The organism is Pseudomonas sp. lyk4-TYG-107, from assembly GCF_030209055.1.
Classification (GTDB): domain Bacteria; phylum Pseudomonadota; class Gammaproteobacteria; order Pseudomonadales; family Pseudomonadaceae; genus Aquipseudomonas; species Aquipseudomonas putida_A.
Map to the genome: position 1 here is coordinate 213,596 of NZ_JARVST010000001.1, position 22,335 is coordinate 235,930.

Consider the following 22,335-nt stretch of genomic DNA (forward strand, 5'->3'; position numbering starts at 1 on the left):
CGCGAAGAATACGTCAGCCATCAAAACGCCGCCAGCGACGTCTATCGGCCCATACAAAGTAGCTCAATCGACGCAATGGGTTGTCCCGGCGCGATGCATTGCATAGGCTTGCGCGATTGTTTGCCCGCGCCTGACGCGAGCCGCCTCGAGGAGACTGTAAATGGGCCTGAATAACCAGTGGATGCAACGCGACCTCGCGGTGCTGTGGCATCCCTGCACCCAGATGAAAGACCACGAACAGCTGCCGCTGATCCCGATCAAGCGCGGTGAAGGCGTCTGGCTCGAAGACTTCGAAGGCAAGCGCTACCTCGACGCCGTCAGCTCCTGGTGGGTCAACGTGTTCGGCCACGCCAACCCGCGCATCAACCAGCGCATCAAGGATCAGGTCGATCAGCTGGAGCACGTGATTCTCGCCGGTTTCAGCCATCAACCGGTGATCGAACTGTCCGAGCGTTTGGTGAAGATGACCCCGGAAGGCCTGAACCGGGTGTTCTACGCCGATAACGGTTCGTCCTGCATCGAAGTCGCGCTGAAAATGAGCTTTCACTACTGGCTCAACCGCGGCCAGCCGAACAAGAAACGCTTCGTCACCCTGACCAACAGCTACCACGGCGAAACCATGGCAGCGATGGCAGTCGGCGACGTGCCGCTGTTCACCGAAACCTACAAAGCGCTGCTGATGGACACCATCAAGGTGCCCAGCCCGGATTGCTACCTGCGCCCCGAAGGCATGAGCTGGGAGGAACATTCGCGCAACCTGTTCGCCGCCATGGAACAAACCTTGGCAGAACATCATGACAGCGTTGCGGCAGTCATCGTCGAGCCGTTGATTCAGGGCGCCGGCGGCATGCGCATGTATCACCCGGTGTACCTCAAGCTGCTGCGCGAGGCCTGCGACCGCTACGGCGTGCACCTGATCCACGACGAAATCGCCGTCGGCTTCGGCCGCACCGGCACCATGTTCGCCTGTGAGCAGGCCGGCATCCGCCCGGACTTCCTCTGCCTGTCCAAGGCCCTGACCGGCGGCTACCTGCCACTGGCGGCGTGCCTGACCACCGATGAGGTCTACAGCGCGTTCTACGACGACTACCCGACCCTGCGCGCCTTCCTGCATTCGCACAGCTACACCGGCAACCCGCTGGCCTGTGCAGCCGCGTTGGCGACGCTGGATATCTTCGAACAGGACAACGTCATCGAGAACAACAAGGCGCTCGCCCAACGCATGGCGTCGGCCACCGCGCATCTGGTCGATCACCCGAATGTCAGCGAAGTGCGGCAGACCGGCATGGTGCTGGCGATCGAAATGGTCAAGGATAAAGCCACCAAAGAGGCCTACCCTTGGCAGGAACGCCGTGGCCTGAAGGTGTTCCAGCATGCGCTGGAGCGTGGCGCGCTGCTGCGGCCGCTGGGCAGCGTGGTGTATTTCCTGCCGCCGTACGTGATTACCCCGGAGCAGATCGACTTCCTCGCCGAAGTCGCCAGCGAAGGCATCGACATCGCCACCCGGGACAGCGTCAGCGTCGCGGTGCCGAAGGATTTCCACCCGGGTTTCCGTGATCCGGGCTGATTGAGAATTTGTGGCGCCTGAACTGCCGCTTTCGCGAGCAGGCTCGCTCCCACCCTGGAATGCATTTCCCTGTGGGAGCGAGCCTGCTCGCGAATGAAGTCGACACCGATCCAACTGATCCACATCTTTCCAGAGACCCGAAATGAGACTGTCCCGCTTCTTTATCGACGCCCCCCTGAGCACCGGCGAACACGAACTGCCGGAAGCCCAGGCGCATTACATCAGCCGCGTGCTGCGCATGGCCGAGGGCGATGCGGTGCAGTTGTTCGACGGCTCCGGCCATGAGTTTCGCGGCTCGCTGGTGGAGGTCGGCAAGAAACGCGTCGTCGTGCAGATCGACGAGCAGTTAGCCGGGCAGATTGAATCGCCGCTGCAGATCCACCTCGGCCAGGGCCTGTCCCGGGGCGAACGGATGGATTGGGCGATCCAGAAAGCCACCGAGCTGGGCGTGACGGAAATCACCCCGATCTTCAGCGACCGCTGCGAAGTGCGCCTGAAGGACGAACGCGCCGACAAACGCCTGCTGCACTGGCGTCAGGTGGCGATCAGCGCTTGCGAGCAGTGCGGGCGCTCGCGGGTGCCGGTGATTCATCCGCCGGTGCTGCTGGCCGACTGGCTGAAACAAACCCAGGCCGAGTTGAAATTGGTGCTGCACCCGGTGGCCGAGCCGTTGGTCAGCCATGCCAAGCCGGCGACCCTGGCGTTCCTGATCGGCCCCGAGGGCGGCTTGTCCGACGCCGAAGTCGAGCAAGCCAAGGGCAACGGTTTCCACGCCGCCCGCCTCGGCCCACGTGTGCTGCGTACCGAGACTGCGCCAGTGGTTGCACTGGCGGTGGCTCAGCAGCTTTGGGGTGACTTCTAGGGCCTCTTCGCGAGCAAGCCCGCTCCCACATTGGATTTCCAGTGAGCACAAATTTTGTGTACACCCGAGAACTACTGTGGGAGCGGGCTTGCTCGCGAAAAGCTTCCCCTCGGTCTGACTGTCACTCCACCGGATCACTGACTGGCCTGGCAATGATCGCCTTCAACTCGCTGGTCATCGGAAACTCCAGGTTCAACCCCTTTGGCGGGATCGGCTGTTCGAACCACTTACGGTAGATCCCGTTGATCTCCCCCGAGCTGTACAGATCGGCCAGCGCGTCGTTCACCAGCGCGAGGAATGGCGGATCATCCTTGCGCACCATGCAGCTGTAGATTTCCCGCGATTGTTCCTCCCCCACCACGACCCAGTTGTGCGGGTCCCGCGCCTTGGCCCGCTCGCCGTAGAGCAATGCGTCGTCCATGTAGAAGGCCGCTGCCCGTCCCGACTGCAGCATCTGGAACGCCTCGCCGTGATCCTTGGCGCTGATCACGAACATGTTCAGTTTGTGGTCGAGGTTGTAGCTCTTCAGATAGCGCTCGTTGGTGGTGCCGGCGGTGGTCACCACGTTCTTGCCGCGCAGGTCATCGAAGCTGTGAATGCCGCTGTCCTTTGCGGTCAGCAACTGCCCTTTTACGTAGATGAAACCGTAGGAGAACGCGACCTGTTTCTGCCGCTCGGCCGTCACCCCGGTGGAGCCGCACTCAAGATCAACCGTGCCGTTCTGCACCAGCGGAATCCGCGTCTGCGACGTCACCAGGTTGTACTTCACCTTCAGCTCCGGCAACGCCAGTTGCTGCTTGATCCGCTCGACAATCTTGCCCGCCAGCTCCACCGAATACCCCATCGGCTGCCCGGTGTGATCGCCCACATACGAGAACGGCACCGACGCATCGCGATAGCCCAGGGTGATGCTGTTGGCGCTGGCGATCTTGCCAAGCGCGCCGGTCAGCGGCACTTCATTGGCCTGCGCCTGGGCGCCGATGAACAGCGCCAGTGTGCAGCCGAGCAACGTGATTTTTTGCATTGTTATTCTCCGTTGTGGTTGGGGTGTTTTAGCAGAAACCGTCACGCCGCACGGGGATTGAAGCCGTGCAGATCAATGGATGTACGCCGCTGTCCGATCAGTTCGCTGAGCAACTGCCCGCTGCCGCAGGCCAGGGTGAAACCGAGCGCGCCGTGGCCGAGGTTGAGCCACAGATTGCGATACGCCGTGGCGCCCAGCAGCGGTACGCCGGTGGGGGTGGCCGGGCGCATGCCCGCCCACTCCACAGCCGCGTCGTAATTCCCGGCATCGGGAAAGGTGTCGCGGGCCTGGCGCTTGATCAGTGCCAGCCGCTCGGGATCTACCGCCGGGTCGAAACCGACGATGTCCACCATCGCCGCCACCCGTAACTGTTCGCCGATGCGCGCGTAGACGATCTTGCGGTCGTAGTCGGTGATGCTCACGTCCGGCGCCCGATGCCCGTTGCCGATCGGCACGGTCAGGCTGTAACCCTTCAGCGGATACAGCGGCACGTGCAGGCCGGGCAGCGCCAGCAAAGAGCTTCGGTGCCCGGCGGCGATCACCAGTTGGTCGACCGGCAGGGTTTCGTCGCCAAGCTCAATGGCGGTGACGGCGCCGTGGCTGTGACGAATGCCGCTGACTGCCTGACCGAAACGAAACTCGCAGCGGCCCGACGCCTTCAATCGCACCGCCAACTGCTGGCAAAAGGCGTGACAGTCGCCGACTTCTTCATCCGGCGTGTAGATCGCGCCCACAAACGGCGCCTTGGCCAAGGCCGGTTCCAGTTGCGCACATTCGGTGGCGGACAACACCTGTTGTTGCTGCGGATCGGCCAGGCCCTTGCGCGCATGGTCGAAGCTGACGGCATTGCGGAAGGTCACCAGTTTGCCGTTGCGCCGCCAGTTGAAACCGGTGAGTCCGTCATCCTCGCGCCAGCGTTTCAGGGTGCTCTGGCTGAACAGCGCCAGACGCAACAGATGCGCCGCGTTTTCGCGGTTGACCGAGGTGCGGCAGGCGGCGAGAAACGACGCCATCCAGCGCCATTGCGCCGGGTCCAGACGCGGGCGCAGCTTGAGGGGTGAGTCGCCGCGCAGCATCCAGCCGATCGCCTGCAACGGCACGCCGGCATCGGCCAGCGGCGCCACATAGCGGTAGGACAACTGGCCGCCGTTGGCGAAGCTGGTTTCGCTGCCCAAGGACTGCCGCGCCTCGACCACTGTCACTTCGAAACCGTCGCGCACCAGCGCATAGGCCGTTGCCAACCCGATCACGCCGCCGCCGATGATGCACACACGCTGAGCCATGTCCGTCCCTATTTCTATGTGAAGGCGAGGCTGAGGTTAGGGTGAGGTGACAAGCGCCGAACAATGAATAAAGATGCCAGACCTATAAACAAAGGTTATGGACTCGCCATGCGCCTTCGCCACATCGAGATTTTCCAGGCCATTCGCCAGACCGGCTCGGTCAGCGCCGCTGCGCAATTGCTGCACGTCTCGCAACCGGCGGTGACCAAAGTGCTGCAGCACGCCGAGCAGCAGTTGGGCTTTCCGTTGTTTCTGCGGGTGCGCGGTAAATTGCAGGCGACCCCGGAAGCGCTGGAGCTGGAGCGCGAAGTCGACAAGGTCACGGAAAGTCTGCAGGGCGTGCGGCGCCTGGCACAGAGCCTGCGCCGCGAACCCGGCCACAGCCTGCGGATCGGCGCGACTCCTGCGCTGGCCCTGTCGTTGCTGCCACCGGCGATCCGGCAATGGACGGCGCAGTTCCCGGACATCGCCTGCGAACTGTCCAGTGCCCACAGCCGCGAGTTGATGCAGAACCTGCTGATGCGCGAAGTGGACGTGGCCCTGACGTTGCAGTTGCCGGATCACCCGGGGCTGAAAGCGCAGCCGCTGGCGGCGGGGGTGCTGGTGGCGTTGGCGCCAAAGGACTTCTGGCCGCCGGCAGACGTCGGCAAACCGCTGCCACTGATGGCGCTTGCGGATGTGCCGCTGATTGGTTTATCCAGCGCCGATCCATTGGCGGCAAGGCTCGACAGCTATCTGGAAGCGGTGGAGCCACCGCCACGGGTGCGGATTGCCGTGCAGACCTATTCGCTGGCACGGGCGATGGTCGAGTCCGGCGCCGGCGTCGCGGTGATCGATCCGTTCACCGCACTGGGCGCCTCTGTGGCAACCACCACCCTCCGCCCCCTCGCCCCGCCACTGCCGATCACTTTGTACGCCGTGACCCGCGCCAGCGAGCCACCACCGCATACGCTCAACGATCTGCTGCAGATTTTCAGTCAGCGAGCTGAACAACAACTCAATAACCTGCACTCGGCACAAGTCTGATGTGGGAACACAATCTAATGTGGGAGATTGGGGACAATTTCAGTTAGAGGACATAAAACAGAATCGCCACAAAGTGCAGCAGACTCCCGGCGATCACGAACAGATGCCAGATCCCGTGCGCATGCCGTAACCGGTGATCCAGGGCAAAAAAGATGATGCCCACGGTATACAACACCCCGCCCGACGCCAGCCAGGCAAAGCCTGCCGTGCCCAACGCCGCAATCAACGGTTTGACCGCCACCAGCACGATCCAGCCCATCACCGCATAAATCACGATCGACAGGATCCGCGCCTCCGAGCGTGGTTTGATCTCCTGCAGGATGCCGATCAGCGCCAGCCCCCAGACAATCCCGAACAACGTCCAGCCCCACGGCCCGCGCAGCGTCACCAGGCAGAACGGCGTGTAGCTGCCGGCGATCAGCAGGTAGATCGAAAAGTGATCGACCTTCTTCATGATCGCTTTCTTGCGCCCGCGCACGCTGTGGTACACGGTCGAGGCGCTGTAGAGCACCAGCAAGGTAAAGGCGTAGATCGCCACGCTGACAATTTTCCACGGACTGCCGTCGAGGCTGGCAATCACCAGCATCCACACGCCGCCGATAAATGCGGCCACTGCCCCGACCAGGTGCGTCCAGGCGTTGAGTTTTTCCCCGTGATACATGTGTCGCTCACCTCGTTATTCGTTACCGCAGCGCGCAAGGCTCGGGCCTTGAGCGTAAAAGCGCAATGTTTCTGTTCAACGCGGACCTGCGCACTCCACGGTAATTGGGCACAATCGGTCGATACCAAAAAGAGTCCGCGCCATGCTGATCGACGAAGAATTGACCCTGAAAAAACTCGAGGTGTTCCTCGCCTTCATGCGCACCGGCAACCTGGCGCGCGCCGCCGCCGAATTGCAGACCAGCAACGTCAGCGTGCACCGGGCGATCCATTCGCTGGAAAGCGCCCTGCGCTGCCCGCTGTTCAAGCACGAAGGACGCAACCTGACGCCGCTGGAAAGCGCCTACGTGCTCGAAGAACGCGCACAGAAGTTGATCAACGACGTCGTCGAAAGCGTGCGCCTGACTCGCGAAGCCGCCGGGTTCTCCGCTGAACGCTTCAAGCTCGGCTCGCTGTATTCGCTGACAGTGAAAACCGTACCGCAACTGATCATGGGCCTGAAGATCCGTCGCAGCGAACTCAACATCGACCTGATCCTCGGCTCGAATATCGACCTGCTCTACAAGCTGAAGAACATGGAAGTCGACGCGATTCTGGTGTCGCTGGACGACACAGTCAGCGACCCGGACTGCGAGCAGATCCCGCTGTTCTCCGACGACATTTTCCTCGCCACGCCGGCAGATTCAAGATTCGCTCAACGCAGTGAAGTCGATCTGGCCGAGGTGCGCGATGAAACCTTCATCACCCTGACCCAAGGCTTCGCCACCCATCAGGACGGCATTCGGGTGTTCAAGCAGGCGGGGTTCGAGCCGAAGGTGGCGATGCAGGTCAACGACATCTTCACCCTGCTGAGCATGGTCAGCTCGGGGGTGGGTTATGCGTTGCTGCCAGGAAGGATTGCGGCGGTGTACGAGAACCGGGTGAAGCTGATTGCGTTGCAGGAGAAGTATCGGTTGCAGCAGCACATTGGCGTGGTGTTCCTGAAGGCCAAGGAGCGCGATCCGAATCTGCTGGCGTTGCTGGCGGAGTGTCGGATGTATGCCAATCGCCAGGCTTGAGGCCGAGTCGCGCCCTTCGCGAGCAGGCTCGCTCCCACATTGGAATGCATTTCCCTGTGGGCGCGAGCCTGCTCGCGAAAGCGTCAGCCCAGACAACTCAAATTCCGTATCTAGCCAACAATCCCGCGAACAATGAAGAACAACAGAGAAGGCCCGAGCAAACAGCCAAGCCCGGTGTGAAACGTCGCCGTCAACGCCCCATAAGGCACCAAGCGCCGATCCGTCGCCGCCAGCCCCGCCGTCACCCCACTCACCGTCCCGGCCAGGCCACCAAACACCATCGCCGAACGCGGGTTATCCAGGCCCATCCAGCGCGCCGCGACCGGCGTGCCGACCATCACCAGAATCGCCTTGATCAACCCGGTGGCAATCGACAGCGCCATCACATCCGAGGTCGCGCCAATCGCTGCACCGGTCACCGGGCCGACGATGTAGGTCACCGCGCCCGCGCCGATGGTGGTCATGCTCACCGCATCGCGATAGCCGAAGGCCCAGGCCATGCACGCGCCAACAATGAACGGCAGGATGGTTCCGAGCAGCAGCGCAATCACACCAATCATCCCGGCCTTCTTCGCCTCGGTCGCCTGCACTTCGAACGCGGTGGCGACGATCGCAAAATCACGCAGCATTGCACCGCCCATCAAGCCGATGCCGGAGAACAGCGTCAGATCCGCCAGGCCTTTCTGGCCACCCGTCAGGGTGCCGCCGACCCAGGCCAGCACCAGACCGATGACGATGGCAATCGCCGAGCCGTGAATGCGCCCGAAGGTCAGGCGTTTCGAGAGAATCACCGAGACCCACATGATCACGCCGACGAAAGCGAACGCGGTGATCAGGCCGTTGTGTTCCAGACCGTTTTCAATGAGTGCCCACATGTCAGCGACCTCCTACCGGGGTGCCGACCGGAGTGACTTCCACCGGTTCGTCGGGCAACGGTTCGCCTTTATGGGTGCGGCTGATCAGGGCAATCGTGCAGCCACACACCAGCACCGAACCGATGGCCGCCAGCACCGCCACCGGGCCGCCGTGCAGGGCGGTGACGACGTTCTGTTGCGCGGCCATCGCCACCACCACCGGAATGTACATCGCGCCCCAGAAGCCGACGCCCATCTCGCAATCCTTGGTCATGCCGCCGCGTTTCTGCATCCACAACCGCGCGCAGATCAACAGGATCATGGCGATGCCGACCCCGCCGACGTTGGATTTGACGCCCAGCAACACGCCGAGCATGTCGCCCATGATCACCCCTGCCAGCGTACAGATCGCCAACAGCGCCACACCGTAAATAATCATTGTTGTAGTCCTCAAAGTGCATCGTCGAATGTTGTTTTTGTTGTTCGAAGCCTGAGTCGCGGCGGTTTATGGTCGGCGGCCACCCTCCTCTCGCAACAGCGCCTGCAAGGTGTCCAGACGCGCACTGTCGAAGGCAGTGACCGTGCCCGATTCAAACACCCGGCGCGCCAGACCGGTCAGCACCGCACCGGGCGGCAGTTCGATTTGTAAACGTACACCGCGCTCGTAAGCGCTTTGCACGGTGCCGCGCCAGTCCACCACGCGGCACATGTTGAAAGCGAGGTCATCACGCAACGCATCAGGCTTGATCAGCGGACGCGCGCGACTGCCACTCAGATAAGCGATTTTCGGGATTTGCAGTTCCACTTTGGCGAAGGCCTCGGCGAGGATTCGCGCAGGCTGATCCAGCAACGGACAGTGCGACGGCACGCTCACCGCCAGGCGTTTCGCCAGACCGGCGCCACGACTGCGCGCCAGCTCCGCCACCGCTTGCATCGCCGCGTCGCTGCCGGCAATCACCACCTGGTTATCGGCGTTGATGTTGGCCAGGTACACCGGCGACTCCGCGCTGTGCACCTGCGCCAGCAGCGTTTCGACGGTGGATAATTGCAGACCGATGATCGCGGTCATGCCATTGCCCTGTGGATAAGCCTGCTGCATCAACTCGCCACGCAGGCTGACCAGATTTAACGCATCGCTGAAGTTCAAGGCCCCGGCAACTACTGCTGCCGGGTACGCACCGATGGACAGGCCGGCGACGTAATCCGCCGTGAGTCCGTCCTGCAGCAACTGCCGCGAAGCAGCGACCCCGGCGATCAACAGGCACAGCTGAACCGCCCGGGTGCTGCGCAACGCATCGGCAGAATCGAGCCGCGCGACATCTTCACCGAGCACGTCGCTGGCCTCGGTCAAGGTCTCCCGAGGCAAATGCTGGAGCATGCCCGGTTGTTGCGCACCCTGGCCGGGGAACACCAACAGGCTGCTCACGCTGCCTGCTCCTGCGGGTTCCACGGGTCAGCGACCAGACACGCTTGATGGGCGTTTTTCAGCAGCACCCGTGCAGACCCGCCGGCCCATTCGCGCAAAGCCACTGCACCGAACGGCGTCTGCAATTGCATGTCCACTCGACACACGGCTTGATCAAAGAGCTCGACCAGTTTGCGTGCCTGATTGCGGGTAATCAGCTGCGGTGTACGCAGAATCAGATCGAGATCGCTGGCCGCGTGCATCGCCCTAAAACCACTGGCCAATTCAAACCCGACACTACCGCTGATACCCCAGACCCAACCGCAATCATCGAGCATCGGCCGCAGTTGTTTGAGTGCCTGCATCACCGGTAAATCACGCTCGCACTCAACATGACACAGCGCCTCAGGACTAACGCGACAGGCAATCGAATCGACCGGCATGAACGCCGCCAGCCGCTGCTCACGGAACACACCGCGCACGCCCACCGCGATCAAACCTTCAGCGCTCACCGCGCGCCGCACCACCACCGGTTGCCCGGCAGCCAGCGACTCGATCGCCCACTGCGGCGCATCCGCCGGCAACTGCGCCGGGGTCATGCCCCACAGCAGATCGTGGGCCAGTGGCATGTTCACCACTGCGCCCTCAGCAGTTCACGCACGCGACTGGATGCCTCACGGTTTTTCGCGCCGAGACGCTTGCGCAAGTCAGTGCTGGAGATATCGTCGATGGCCTGTTTCAGGCACTCGGTCACCCGCGCCAGATCTTCTACAGTCGGCTGCTCGATCTGCTGCACCGACAAGGTTTCCCAGAGCAATCCGAGGCTGGCATAGCTGTCGATGTCGTAGGCCATTGGCGGCACGCTGGCGGCCAGTGCTTCCAGTTCCTCGACACTGCGCAGCGTCACTCGCGCCGCCGAGGCCTTGCCCATCGCATGCACCATCACCCCGGGATCGCGCAGGGCAATCAAACGGTTGGCCTGATAACCATGAGCAAGAAACGCCCCTGACATGGCCTTGCCCACCAGCAGCGCAATCACCGGATGCCCGGCCAGACGGGCGCGGGCATAACTGTCCGCCGCACCGGCCAGTGCCTGATGAATGCCGAGGGCTTCTTCGCGACGACCGTATGCCTGGCTCGGGACGTCGACGATGGCGATGATCGGGCGTTTCTGCGCTTTGTCGCGATCTGCCGTGATCACGTCATCCACAGCCTTGGCCAGACCCCAGCCTTCGAGCAAGCCAACTTCACCGTTGCGAGCCCGTGGGAAACGGTTGTCCGGGTCAGCGACCACCGCGATAAACCGCCCAAGTTCGCCGTCGGCGACCTTCAACGATGGCGGCAAACCTTCGACCGCTTTCGCACCAGCGCTCAGGGCGTTGAACCAGTTCAAACCGCGCACGGAATAACCACTCATGAGCGCTCTCCTTGATACAGATCGCGAACCACCGACGGCTCGATTTGCTTGTCGGTGTCCAGGCTCGCCAGCGTTTGCAGGAACCATTCGGCGCGCTGACTGCGCGGCTGAGCAGGCAAGCCTTGTTGCAACAACTCGCCCACCTGCTGACGAATCTGCGCCACATCATCGGCGACATAACGATCTACCAGACCACTGGCAAACCGCTGCTCGCCACCGGTCAGGCTCCAGATGAAAGGCCGGTCACGGGAGTCGTATTCCTCGATCCCGGCTTCCTGCTCGATCACTTGCGGCCCGTTCAAACCGAGACGTGCTTCCTGGGTCACCAGCAAATAGCTGCACAGTGCGGCGGCAATCGACATGCCGCCGAAACAACCCACGCTGCCCGCCACCACCCCGACCACCGGTTGGTACTGCTGCAAGTCGACAATCGCTGCGTGAATATCGGCAATCGCCGCCAGCCCGAGGTTGGCTTCCTGCAAACGCACGCCACCGGTTTCCAGCAGCAGAATGGCGCGAGTCGCGATGCCTTTGCGATTGTCTTCGACGGCCAGTTCCAGCGCACCGGCAATCTTCGCCCCGCCGACTTCGCCGAGGCTGCCGCCCTGAAACGCGCCTTCGATGGCGGCGATCACCACCGGCAGGCCGTCGAGGCTGCCTTTGGCAATCACCACGCCGTCATCGGCTTGCGGCACCACGCCCTGGCGTTCGAGCCACGGCGACATGACCCGTTGAAACGGGTCGAGCAATTCGCGGAAGGTCCCGGCGTCGAGCAAGGCTTTCGCCCGTTGCCGCGCCCCGAGTTCGACGAAGCTGTGCTTGTGCAACAGCGCTGCGCTGTCAGTCATGGCCGATCTCCTCGAAACCTTGTTCCAGACGCAGCCGCACCACCCCCGGCGTGGCGCCGAAATCGTGGATATCGATGGCCATCGCCGGTGGGGTGGTGCCGTCGAACATCCGCGCAAACAGATGCTGCCAGCGCTGCTGCGCACCGTTGACCGAGGTCTGCACATTGATCGTCAGCTTGCCGGCCAGCCCCGGTTCGATCAGCACCTCCAGATCGCCCGAGCCGACACAACCGACCAGCGCCCGCCCGCGTGGCGGCTGCCCGGCGGGGAATTCAAAGGATAAGGTTTCCATCAAAACGCTCCCTGAAGGATGCCGTCGCGCTCGATTCGATCGAGCAGCAGCGTGGCGGCGAGCAAGTCGGCGGCGCCACCGGGCGAGGCATTCAATGCGATGAGTTGTTGATCCAGTTCGTGCAGGCGCCGACGCCCGCCGAGGCTGGCGCTGCCGCCGGCGTCGAGCACCGCTTGCGCGCCGTGTTGCATGGCGTGCAGGCCTTGTTCACCGGCGCGGTAGAGCACGCAGGTGTCGGCCAGATCGGTCATGATCGCCAGCAGCGCATCGAGCCGGGCGTTCTGTTCGCCGTGGCCGCTGGCGCGGCTGCGTTTGAGTTGCGGCAGGCCGCGTTGCAGCACGGACGGAAAGCCGAGTTGCGCTTCCTCACGGGCACCGCGTGCGCCGTAACGCAGGGCGACCTGGGCGCCGTGGCTCAGCGGTTTTGGTGCGTAGCGGTCATCGAGTAATGCCAGACGTGCGGCTCGCAAGGTGACGGCGTTGGCGCTGGAGGATTTCGGTTCGAGTGCAGCGGCGGTCACCAGTAACCCCAGTGCCCAAATGGCGCCGCGATGGGTATTCACCCCGTTGGTGGTCGCGAGCATCGCTTGCTCGCCTTCGCGACCGATGCGACCAATCGCTTCGCGTAACGGCAAACCGACTTCGCCCATCGCGATGGCGGCCTCGGCCATTTCCTTGAACGCCGGCCACAACGACAACGCCGAGGCGTGCATCAGGCCCAAGTGCAGATCGGTGTGCGCGCCATTGCCGCGCCGGTCGACCAGCGCCGGTTTCGGCGACAGATCGGCTTCGTCGATCAGCGCATCCACCGCCAGATCGGCCAGGCGTTCGCTCAGGCTCAGGGGTTTCGCTTGCAGGTTGAGTGCGTGCATTACCAGCTCCTGAACTTGGCGGGCGGGTTGTACAGGCCGCCGGACCACTCGACCAGATCGGCCACACTTTTCGCCGCCAGCAGTTCGCGGGTGGCGTCGGTGCGGCGGATGCCGAGGTCTTCGGGCAAGGCAATCAGGCCTTCGCGGCGCATGCGTTCGGTGTCTTTCGGGTTGTGGCGCAGGCCGATGGCAGTCACGCCCGCAACCGCAGCGATCATCGCTTGGCGTTCTTCCAGCGAGCGCGCCTTGTACAGGTAGGCGATGCCTTCCTCGGTGAGCAGGTGGGTGACATCGTCGCCGTAGATCATGATCGGCGCCAGCGGCATGCCGCTTTTCTTCGCCACTTCCACCGCGTCGAGGGTTTCGACGAAGGTCGGTTTGCCGCCCTCCTGGAAGGTCTCGACCATTTGCACCACGAGTTTCTTGCCGCGTTCGAGCATCGGTTGCTGTGAATCGTCGTGGCGCATGTCGAGCCACGCCGGGGTGCCGTGACGCCGACCACGCGGGTCGTGGCCCATGTTCGGCGCACCGCCGAAACCGGCGAGACGACCACGGGTCACGGTCGAGGAATGCCCGTCGCCATCGACCTGCAACGTCGCGCCGATAAACAGATCCACCGCGTACTGCCCGGCGAGTTGGCAGAACATCCGGTTGGAACGCAGCGAGCCGTCGCGCCCGGTGAAGAACACGTCGGGGCGGGCGGCGATGTAGTTTTCCATACCGAGTTCGGTGCCGAAGCAATGCACGCTTTCGACCCAGCCGCTCTCGATCGCCGGGATCAGCGTCGGGTGCGGGTTGAGGGTCCAGTTGCGGCAGATCTTGCCCTTGAGGCCGAGGGATTCGCCGTAGGTCGGCAGGATCAATTCGATGGCAGCGGTGTTGAAGCCGATGCCGTGGTTGAGCGACTGCACGTTGTGTTTTTCGTAGATCCCGCGAATCGCCATCATCGCCATCAACACGTGCACAGGCTTGATGTGCCGCGGGTCGCGGGTGAACAGCGGTTCGATGTAGAACGGCTTGTCGGCCACCACCACGAAATCCACCCATGACGCCGGAATATCCACGCGCGGCAGTTCGCTGACGTCGTCGACCAATTGGTTGACCTGGACGATGACGATGCCATCGCTGAACGCCGCCGGTTCGATCAGTGCCGGGGTGTCTTCGGTGCTGGGGCCGGTGTAAATGTTGCCGGCGCGGTCGGCCATGAACCCGGCCGAGAGCACGACGTTGGGGATCAGGTCCACCACCAGCCGCGCGTAGAGTTCGATGTAGGTGTGAATCGCGCCGATTTCCAGCAGGCCGTCTTCGAGCAACTGGCTGATGCGCAGGCTCTGGGTGCCGGCGAAGGAGAAATCGAGCTTGCGGGCGATGCCGCGTTCGAACAGATCGAGGTGCTCGGAGCGACCGACGCTCGGCATGATCATGTGCAGATCATGCAGCTTGGCCGGATCGGCTTTGGCCAGCGAACGGGAAAGGAAATCCGCCTGCTTCTGGTTGTTGCCCTCCAGCACCACCCGGTCGCCGGGATGGATTAGCGCTTCGAGCGCGGCGACGATCTTGTCGCTGGGCAACACCACACCGTCGGCCAGCCCGCGCACCTTGTCGAGACGCCGCTGCTTCTCGTCACGCCGCCGCGTCCAGCGCGAGTCGGGGGAAATTGTTGTTGTCATGCTCACTCCACGGGGTTCGCTGTCGTGGAGCTACGTTAGGCGTGTGGGGTGGGGGCATCAATCAAGCGCAGAGGTGAATCATTACGCTGAGCGTAACGTTCACTGCCGCATTCGCGAGCAGGCTCGCTCCCACAGGGGTTCTGTGTCGTGCTCAAAATCCCGGATCACTGAAGATCCAATGTGGGAGCGAGCCTGCTCGCGAAGAGGCCAGTCGGAACACCGCATCAATCAGTCCGTGGGCACCAATTTGTCCAACACCCGATTCACCGCCATCTCCGCCACCATCACCACCTGAGCAATGCCCTGCAGGGTCTTGCGGTGCGTGCCTTGCACCAGCGCCGCATGGTTGTTGAGCATGACCGTAGCGGAGCCAAGGGATTCGCTGGCGTCGGCCAGCAGGGATTCGCTGTCGGCGTCGGGGTTGGCCATGTACAGCGTGTTGGGGGTGTAGGGCGTGGCCATGAGGTCGGGTTTTGGCGGGCCGAGGTAATGGTCGAGGGCGCGCTCGGCGGCTTCGTGGAATTTCTTTGATTCGGGGGCTTCGTAGGGGGATGCCGTGTCGGTGACCGGCGGGTTAGGTGTTACTTTGAACATCGGAATGTACCTCTGTGAGGCCGCACCATCTCGCTGCTAAACGGTAGGGTGGCGGCTGTGCGCAAGTTAGCAGACCGGTCATTCCGGAACCCGGCGCACCCGAAGGTGCCATGCACACAGCCACCATCAAGCGCAGGCGAATGCCTGACCGGATGAGACTTGTACGACCGGAATAAAACGAAGCCGGGCTGCTAAACCCGATCACTGGGAATCAGTGACGCAATCAAGTTACGCAGCCTGCCGAGGGCGCACAAGCCGGCGGATTCTGGTGCATGCGTAGGCAGCGGCGCAAGGATTTGTAGGCCGGTGAGGCGTAACACTGAGTGTCTTTAAACAGCTGTGCTGGAAAGTGTTTATTGCGCTACAGAAATCGGACTTTATTTGTAGGAATCGGGTGAAGCGACTGGCGCCTTCGCGAGCAGGCTCGCTCCCACAGGGGATCTGTGTCGTGTCCAAAATCTGTGTTCACTGAAGATTCAATGTGGGAGCGAGCCTGCTCGCGAAGAGGCCAGCAAGATCACCACAAACTCTGGATCAGTGAACCAGCCCAGCCTCCACCAACAACTGCTCCAACCCCAACAAATCCGGCACCTTGGCCACCTGCTCCCCGACCTGCACCGCCGCCTGCTCCAGCGCACACAACGGCACATCGACATAACTCAACTGACTGTCGAGCTTGTACGAACGCGGAATCCCCTGCACCAGCAGCGCAATGAATTTCAGCTGCGGCAAGCCGCCGAGAGCATTGAGGATGACGATCCGCGCGCGTTCGCCGATGACAATTTTCTGCCCGCAGGCCGACTCGAAACTCAGCAGCGGAATCTGCCGCTCACGCCAGCTCACCCGCCCCAGGTACCACGGCGGTGTGTCCAGATCGAAGGCGCTGGCCTGGTAGTCGATCAGCTCGGCGACGGCGACGTTGGGCAGGATCAGGTTGCGATCGGCCAGTGGCAGCAACAGACCGGTGAGTTGGCTGGTGCGCGCGTTGTGGCGGCGCTCATGCATGTTTCTTGCTCCAGTGGGCAATGCTTTCGAGCAGCACCGATTCCTGATACGGCTTGCCGAGGTAGTCGTTGACGCCGATGGCCATCGCGCGGTCGCGGTGTTTCTGCCCGGTGCGCGAGGTGATCATGATGATCGGCAGGTGCTGCAGGCGTTCGTCGTGGCGCACTTGAGTGGCGACTTCGAAGCCGTCCATGCGCGGCATTTCGATGTCGAGCAGCATCAGGTCGGGCATGTGTTCTTCGAGCAGCAGCATCGCGTCGACACCGTCCTTGGCGGTCAGCACGTTCATGCCGTGGCGTTCGAGCAAACGGCTGGTGACCTTGCGCACGGTCACCGAGTCGTCGACCACCATAACCAGCAGTGGCTTCTGCGGTTCGCTGTCGATTTCCGCCTGCGCCGGACGCTGTGCAACCCGCGCCTGCATCGCGCGGATCGGCGCGAGCAAATCAAGAATCAGCACCACCCGGCCATCGCCGAGAATCGTCGCCCCGGACACCCCCTGCACCGCCGCAAACTGCGGGCCGAGGCTCTTGACTACGATCTCGCGAGTGCCGGCCATCGCATCGACCTGCACCGCGATGTGCCGGTCATTGCACTGCACCAGCAGCACCGGCAACGGCAGGCTCTGGCCGAGCAGTTTCGGGCGCGGCGCGGTTTTCAGCAGCTCGCCCAGATAGCACAGTTCGTAGCGCTGGCCGGCGTAGTGGTAGCTCGGCGGATCGTTGCGGTAGTGCGCTTCCAGATCATTCGGCAACACGCGGACGATGCCTTCGATGGTGTTCAGCGGAATCGCGTATTGATCCTCGCCGCATTGCACCATCAGCGCGCGGTTGACCGACACGGTGAACGGCAGACGAATGCGGAAGTGCACGCCCTGCCCCGGCACCGAGTCGATGCTCATGGTGCCGCCGAGCTGCCGGACTTCCTCATGAACCACGTCCATGCCGACGCCGCGCCCGGAAATCTGGGTGATCTTTTCCGCCGTGGAGAACCCCGGCTGCAGGATGAATTGCAGCACGTCGCGGTCGCTGAGTTCGGCGTCCGGTGCCAGCAGGCCGCGCTTGATCGCCTTGCGCCGCACCGCTTCCAGCGGCACCCCGGCGCCGTCGTCGCGAATATCGAAAACGATGTCGCCACCCTCGCGGGTCAGGTCCAGGGTGATCGTGCCCTGCGCCGGTTTGCCCGCCGCCAGCCGCACTTCGGCCGACTCCAGACCATGGTCGACGGCGTTGCGCAGCATGTGCTCCAGCGGCGCGGCCATGCGCTCCAGCACGTTGCGATCCATCTCGCCTTCGGCGTTGCCGATGATGAACGCGACGTCTTTGTTCAGCTCTTCGGCGACCTGCCGCACGATACGTTTCAGGCGCGGCAGCATGCGTTCGAACGGCACCATGCGCGTACGCATCAGGCCTTCCTGCAACTCGGTGTTGATCCGCCCCTGTTGCTGCAACAGGTTCTCGGCGTCGTGGTTGCGGCGCTCAAGGGTTTCCTTGAGATCGAGCAAGTCGGAGGCGGATTCGAACAGCGCCCGCGACAGTTGCTGCAACTGCGAATGGCGGTCCATTTCCAGCGGGTCGAACTCTTCGTAACCGAGGCGTTCGGCATCGACTTGCTGACGGCTGAGGATCCGCCCCTGGGTTTCAGTGTCGAGCCGGCGCAACTGATCGCGCATGCGTTCGATGGTGGTTTCCATCTCGTTCAGCGCGGTTTGCGCATCGCTGACTTGCTGCTCGATACGTCCACGGAAAATCGAGGTTTCCCCGGCCAGATTGACCAGCTCATCGAGCAGTTCGGCGGAGACCTTGACCATGTCCGCGCCGGCATCAGCGGCGGGTGCTGCAGGCTCGGTCTTGGTCGGAATCGGCAACGGCGACGGTGTGTCAGGAGTCGCCGGGTGGCTGAAATTCTGGATCGCGTTGATCAGCCGATCCGCCGGCGGGCATGGCTGCCCGGCGCGCACGCCATCGAGCATTTGCGCCAGGCGGTCATGCCCGCGCTGCACCAGCGCGAACAGTTCGGCGGACGGTTGCAGCACGCCGGTGGCGAGGCTTTCGTAAAGGTATTCGAGCTCATGGGCGAGGTCGCCGATCGGGCCGATCTCGACCATCCGCGCGCCGCCCTTGAGGGTGTGCAGATCGCGCAGCAGGGTTTCCACTTCCTGCCGATTGCCCGGCTCGGCCTGCCAGCGCAACAACGCCGCGCCGGAGCTTTCGATGATGTCGAAACCTTCTTCGAGGAAGATTTCCAGCAGTTCCGGATCATGCGCGGCGCTGTCGGGCTCAGCTGTCGGCTGCGCCGTTTCGGCACTGCCGGACTGGCCCTGACGGAACTGGCGGATCGACTCGATCAGGTCTTGCGCCGGGGTCAGTGGCTGATGGTTGTGCAACTGTTCAAGCAACTGCGCCAAGCGGTCGTGGCTCTTGTGCAGCAAGCGTCCGAGCAGCTCGCTGTAACTGTGGCGACGATCCACCAGACCTTCGTAAAGACTTTCCAGCTCATGGGCCAGATCGCTGATGGCATCGACCTCGGCCATCCGTGCGCCACCCTTGAGGGTGTGCAAATCGCGTTGCAACGACGACAGCGGCGCAGCGTTGTCCGGGTCGCTCAACCAGCGTTGCAGGGCTTGCCCGGCACTGTCGAGGATGTCCACCGCTTCTTCGAGAAAGATCTCGACGATCTCGTCGTCCTGCGCCGTGTCGGCATTGGCGTGGGCGAGTTCGGCGGTCGCGGCGCCCAGTTCGCTGATGCTCAAGGTCCTGCTGCCGTCGCTTCGAATCAGCCCCATCGCCGTCGGGTCGAGGCTTTCATCGAGCAGTTCGTGCAGGGCGCGAATGCGCTGCGGCTGTGGGGTGATTTCCTGACCGGCGGCCAGTTCGTCGAGCATGTTGATCAGCGCTTCGTGAGCGTTCTGCGCTTCGTGGAAGAACCTGTCGCTGACCGCCAGGCTGCTTTCTTCGACGGCGCCATAGAGGTCGAGCAAGGCTTCGCAGAGCACGTCCACCGGCAGCAGGTCGGCGAGGTGTGCGCCTTCGCCGAGGGTGGTCAGTTCATCGAGCAGCGCGCTGAGTTCCTGACGCTCGCCGGGATGTTGCTGCCAGCGCTGCAACAGGCTTTCGGCGTCGAGCAGGATGTCCATGCCCTGGGCGAGGAAGTTGTTGATCAGTTGCGGATCGCGCTTGATCCGCAGGCCGGTGGTCGGCGCGTTGAGGATCGCTTCCAGGCGTTCGGCCAGCAGCGTTTCGGTGCGTTTGATCAGCGACTGCGCACCGACAATCGGCGCCAGCGGATCGTGCTTGAGCTGGCGCAAACCGACGCGGAACAGACCTTCGGCTTCGAGGAGCAATTCCACTTCATCCAGATCCAGCGGCAACTGATGCGCCTTGAACTCGCGCGCCAGTTTATCCAGCGGCGCGGCCAGTTCGGCAATCGGCAACACGCCGGCCATCGACGCACTGCCCTTGAGCGTGTGCAAGGCGCGCTGCAATTCGTCGCTGGCCGGCAGCGGCACATGCTCGGCAGCCTGATCGAGGAAGCGGTTGAGGCTGGCGAGGTGGGTCTCGGCCTCGTTGCGGAAAATCTCCAGCAACAGCGGATCGAGGGCCGCCACGTCGGCGACGTCTTCGGCCGCCAGCGGCTCGACGCCTTTGGCCAGCGCATGCGCACGGGCCGCCAGTTGATCGACATCGTTGCGCTGACGCTGGCGCTGAGTGGCGAATTCGCTGATCAGTTCCGGCAGCAGCAACACGGTGTCGGTGAGCAACTGCTGCACCTGCGCGCCGGGTTCTACGCTGTGTTCCAGCACGCGGTTGAGCAGGTTTTCCACCGCCCAGGCCAGCTCGCCAAGGATCAACGCGCGCACCATGCGCCCGCTGCCCTTCAAGGTGTGAAAGGCGCGGCGCAATTCAGTCAGTGCGGCGCGGTCATGGGTGTCGGCCGACCAGCGCGGCAGGTATTCGTGCAGAACCTCAAGCACCTCGTCGGTCTCTTCGAGGAACACTTCGCGCAGTTCATCGTCCACCGGTTCTTCATCGGCCGGCGGCGGCATCAGGTTGCCGGGGGTGATCAAGGCCGGCGGGTTGACCGCCGACACCGGGCTGGCCAGCACCTCGGCCAGCGACTTCACGGTCTCGGGGTCATCCAGTGCCTGCAGGTCCTGCATCACCAGCGCTTCGCTGGGGCTGAGTACATCGTCGAGCACCGGCACGTGCTGCTCATGTGGAAAGAAACCGAGGCTGGCGAGGCTTTTCTGTGCGACATCCAGCAGTTGTTCATTCGGTGCCTGCGGGTCGTCGCTCAGGCGCTCGAGGTAATACTCGAGGCTGGTGATGACGTCGGCGAGGTGATCCAGTTGCTGCCAGCCCGGCTCGTGCGGATCGAGCAGCAAATGCTCGCGAATGAAGCTGTTGCAGGCTTCGACCAGACTCGCCGCCCGGCTCAACGGAATCATCGCCAGCGCGCCGCGCACCTGGGTCAGCAGTTCCGGCAACGGTTGCAGTTGCTGGCGATCCCAGTCGGCGTCGATGTAATCGACGATCATGTCCTTGGCCTGTTGCAGGCAGATGCGTGCTTCCTTGATCACGATCTGATGAATCTGCGTCAGGTCGGTGGTCGGCAGGCGCGCGTCTTCGGGGCTTTCCGGCTCGACGGTGCCGACCATCCCGGCGAGGTTGGCTTCGACGTAAAGCAGCGCGCCGGCAACGTCCATCAGGGTCGCGTCATTCGGTTCGCGCTGGCCCTGAGCGAGGCTGAGGACCACCGCCAGTTGATCGATGATGACTTTGCGCGGCTGGCCGAAACCGAGCACCGCGAGGGTGTCGGCGATCTGCCGCAGCGGCGCCAGCAGGCTCTCCAGGTCGGAGGTGTGCTGACGGTCGCTGCGCACGAACAGGTCGAGACGCTCCTTGACCCGCACCAGCTCTTCGCACAGCGCCGCCAGCACCGAGCGCATCGCATCGCGGTCGGGGCCGGCCAGACGCGCACGTTCTTCGTCGACCATCGCGCTGTCGGGCAACGCGTCGTCCAGGGAGTAGCGATCTTTCATGGTCAGCATCTGCCCGGTGGGATGTTCGGCTTTGGCAATATAGAACAGCAGGCTTTTCAGCAGCTCCGGCGGGGGCGGCTGATTGAGGCCGCGCGGGCCTTGTTCGAGCAGGCGTTTGAGTTCCTTGTCGGCGTCCTTGAACAGGCTGCGCAACGCCGGGCTGTTGGCGATGGCGCCTTCGCGCATGCCTTCGACCAGCGCGGAAGCGACCTGCCACAGCGGGCTCAGGGGCGCATCGGCGCTGAGCGCTTCGAGGCGCTGGAAAACTTTCGCCAGGTATTCGAGGTGGGTCTGGTCATCCTGCTCGCGCAGCAACCCGACCAGCGCCATTTGCAGCATCTGACGCAACTTGCGCAGCACGTTGGGCCACTCGACCGGCTCCAGCGCGGCCAGCGCTTCTGCGCTCAACGCCGGCAAGTCCGGCAAGGGCGGGCTGAACAGGCTGGTTTCCGAGAGCAGGCTGTCGCCGCGCGCGCTGCGCAGGTCGTTGATCAGCGGCAGCACCACCAGCGGCAAGTCGCGGCGGGCGCTCTGCACCCGATCGAGGTAGATCGGCAATTGCCCGAGGGCTTGCAGCAGCAAGTGCAGGGCTTCATCGCGATGGGCGACGCGCCCGTGCTGCAAGGCTTCGACCAGATGCTCCATCTCTTCGGCGAGCAACGCGGCGCCGTAGAACTCGACCATCTGCAAACTGCCATGCACCTGATGGATATACGCCAGACACTCATCCAGCCCCGGCGCGGCCTGCGGGTCATCGAGCACGGTTTCAATCGCCTGATGCGCCTGTTTCAGCGTTTCGGCAATTTCACCCTTGACCCATTCGAGGGCCACGTAGTCGTGCCGGTCACCCATAACCA

The 22,335-nt window shown here is 63.1% G+C and carries 19 protein-coding genes; 4 read left to right on the top strand and 15 right to left on the bottom strand.

Annotated elements, in window-relative coordinates:
- Positions 1-160 precede the first annotated feature (160 nt).
- A complete protein-coding gene (locus tag QRN61_RS00920) occupies positions 161-1,567 on the top strand; it encodes an adenosylmethionine--8-amino-7-oxononanoate transaminase (protein ID WP_096795743.1) in 1,407 nt (468 codons plus the stop codon).
- Between the two features lie 142 nt (positions 1,568-1,709).
- Positions 1,710-2,429 carry a 16S rRNA (uracil(1498)-N(3))-methyltransferase gene (locus QRN61_RS00925; RefSeq protein WP_096795744.1) on the top strand — a complete coding sequence of 240 codons (720 nt, stop codon included), beginning with the start codon at positions 1,710-1,712 and terminating at the stop codon, positions 2,427-2,429.
- Positions 2,430-2,550: 121 nt separating this feature from the next.
- On the opposite strand, the gene QRN61_RS00930 is transcribed toward QRN61_RS00925, so the two are convergent.
- Together QRN61_RS00930 and QRN61_RS00935 are read right to left on the bottom strand one after the other, a co-directional pair.
- Complete coding sequence (locus QRN61_RS00930; RefSeq protein ID WP_027610600.1) at positions 2,551-3,453, bottom strand: transporter substrate-binding domain-containing protein; 903 nt, start codon at positions 3,451-3,453, stop codon at positions 2,551-2,553.
- 41 nt (positions 3,454-3,494) lie between these two features.
- Positions 3,495-4,736 (bottom strand): D-amino acid dehydrogenase, encoded by a 1,242-nt coding sequence (locus tag QRN61_RS00935; protein ID WP_096795745.1) that lies wholly within the window; start codon positions 4,734-4,736, stop codon positions 3,495-3,497.
- A gap of 108 nt (positions 4,737-4,844) precedes the next feature.
- On the opposite strand from QRN61_RS00935, the gene QRN61_RS00940 reads away from it, so the two are divergent.
- Complete coding sequence (locus tag QRN61_RS00940) at positions 4,845-5,762, top strand: LysR family transcriptional regulator (RefSeq protein WP_027610598.1); 918 nt, start codon at positions 4,845-4,847, stop codon at positions 5,760-5,762.
- Between the two features lie 43 nt (positions 5,763-5,805).
- Here QRN61_RS00940 and trhA read toward each other — a convergent pair whose 3' ends face one another.
- Entirely contained in the window at positions 5,806-6,423 is a 618-nt protein-coding gene (gene trhA, locus QRN61_RS00945) for a PAQR family membrane homeostasis protein TrhA (RefSeq protein ID WP_007964065.1), read from the bottom strand.
- Between the two features lie 142 nt (positions 6,424-6,565).
- Here trhA and QRN61_RS00950 point away from each other — a divergent pair, with 142 nt between their 5' ends.
- Entirely contained in the window at positions 6,566-7,480 is a 915-nt protein-coding gene (locus QRN61_RS00950; protein ID WP_285373020.1) for a LysR family transcriptional regulator, read from the top strand.
- Positions 7,481-7,590: 110 nt separating this feature from the next.
- Here QRN61_RS00950 and madM read toward each other — a convergent pair whose 3' ends face one another.
- The 12 genes from madM to QRN61_RS01010 form a co-directional block, all read right to left on the bottom strand.
- Positions 7,591-8,355: a malonate transporter subunit MadM gene (madM, locus tag QRN61_RS00955; RefSeq protein WP_115988712.1), complete on the bottom strand. Its 765-nt coding sequence runs from the start codon at positions 8,353-8,355 to the stop codon at positions 7,591-7,593.
- A gap of 1 nt (position 8,356) precedes the next feature.
- On the bottom strand, positions 8,357-8,773 hold the full coding sequence (gene madL, locus QRN61_RS00960; protein WP_027610595.1) for a malonate transporter subunit MadL: 417 nt from the start codon (positions 8,771-8,773) through the stop codon (positions 8,357-8,359).
- Positions 8,774-8,839: 66 nt separating this feature from the next.
- On the bottom strand, positions 8,840-9,760 hold the full coding sequence (mdcH, locus tag QRN61_RS00965) for a malonate decarboxylase subunit epsilon (protein WP_285373021.1): 921 nt from the start codon (positions 9,758-9,760) through the stop codon (positions 8,840-8,842).
- Positions 9,757-10,377: a malonate decarboxylase holo-ACP synthase gene (locus QRN61_RS00970; RefSeq protein WP_285373022.1), complete on the bottom strand. Its 621-nt coding sequence runs from the start codon at positions 10,375-10,377 to the stop codon at positions 9,757-9,759. The genes mdcH and QRN61_RS00970 overlap by 4 nt, the downstream gene beginning before the upstream one ends.
- The gene (gene mdcE, locus QRN61_RS00975; RefSeq protein ID WP_285373023.1) at positions 10,371-11,156 is read right to left on the bottom strand and encodes a biotin-independent malonate decarboxylase subunit gamma; all 786 of its coding nucleotides are present in this window, start codon (positions 11,154-11,156) and stop codon (positions 10,371-10,373) included. The genes QRN61_RS00970 and mdcE overlap by 7 nt, the downstream gene beginning before the upstream one ends.
- Positions 11,153-12,004 carry a biotin-independent malonate decarboxylase subunit beta gene (locus QRN61_RS00980; protein ID WP_285373024.1) on the bottom strand — a complete coding sequence of 284 codons (852 nt, stop codon included), beginning with the start codon at positions 12,002-12,004 and terminating at the stop codon, positions 11,153-11,155. The genes mdcE and QRN61_RS00980 overlap by 4 nt, the downstream gene beginning before the upstream one ends.
- Positions 11,997-12,296, bottom strand: coding sequence for a malonate decarboxylase subunit delta (locus tag QRN61_RS00985; protein ID WP_003229075.1), 300 nt, complete (start codon positions 12,294-12,296; stop codon positions 11,997-11,999). The genes QRN61_RS00980 and QRN61_RS00985 overlap by 8 nt, the downstream gene beginning before the upstream one ends.
- Entirely contained in the window at positions 12,296-13,168 is an 873-nt protein-coding gene (locus tag QRN61_RS00990; RefSeq protein WP_285373025.1) for a triphosphoribosyl-dephospho-CoA synthase, read from the bottom strand. Before QRN61_RS00990 ends, QRN61_RS00985 begins: the two co-directional genes overlap by 1 nt.
- A complete protein-coding gene (gene mdcA / locus QRN61_RS00995) occupies positions 13,168-14,838 on the bottom strand; it encodes a malonate decarboxylase subunit alpha (protein WP_095137524.1) in 1,671 nt (556 codons plus the stop codon). Before mdcA ends, QRN61_RS00990 begins: the two co-directional genes overlap by 1 nt.
- Before the next feature lie 228 nt (positions 14,839-15,066).
- Positions 15,067-15,432 carry a DUF6124 family protein gene (locus QRN61_RS01000; RefSeq protein ID WP_027610588.1) on the bottom strand — a complete coding sequence of 122 codons (366 nt, stop codon included), beginning with the start codon at positions 15,430-15,432 and terminating at the stop codon, positions 15,067-15,069.
- Between the two features lie 534 nt (positions 15,433-15,966).
- Positions 15,967-16,437 carry a chemotaxis protein CheW gene (locus QRN61_RS01005; RefSeq protein WP_027610587.1) on the bottom strand — a complete coding sequence of 157 codons (471 nt, stop codon included), beginning with the start codon at positions 16,435-16,437 and terminating at the stop codon, positions 15,967-15,969.
- Positions 16,430-22,330: an Hpt domain-containing protein gene (locus tag QRN61_RS01010; protein ID WP_285373026.1), complete on the bottom strand. Its 5,901-nt coding sequence runs from the start codon at positions 22,328-22,330 to the stop codon at positions 16,430-16,432. Before QRN61_RS01010 ends, QRN61_RS01005 begins: the two co-directional genes overlap by 8 nt.
- Between the last annotated feature and the right edge of the window lie 5 nt (positions 22,331-22,335).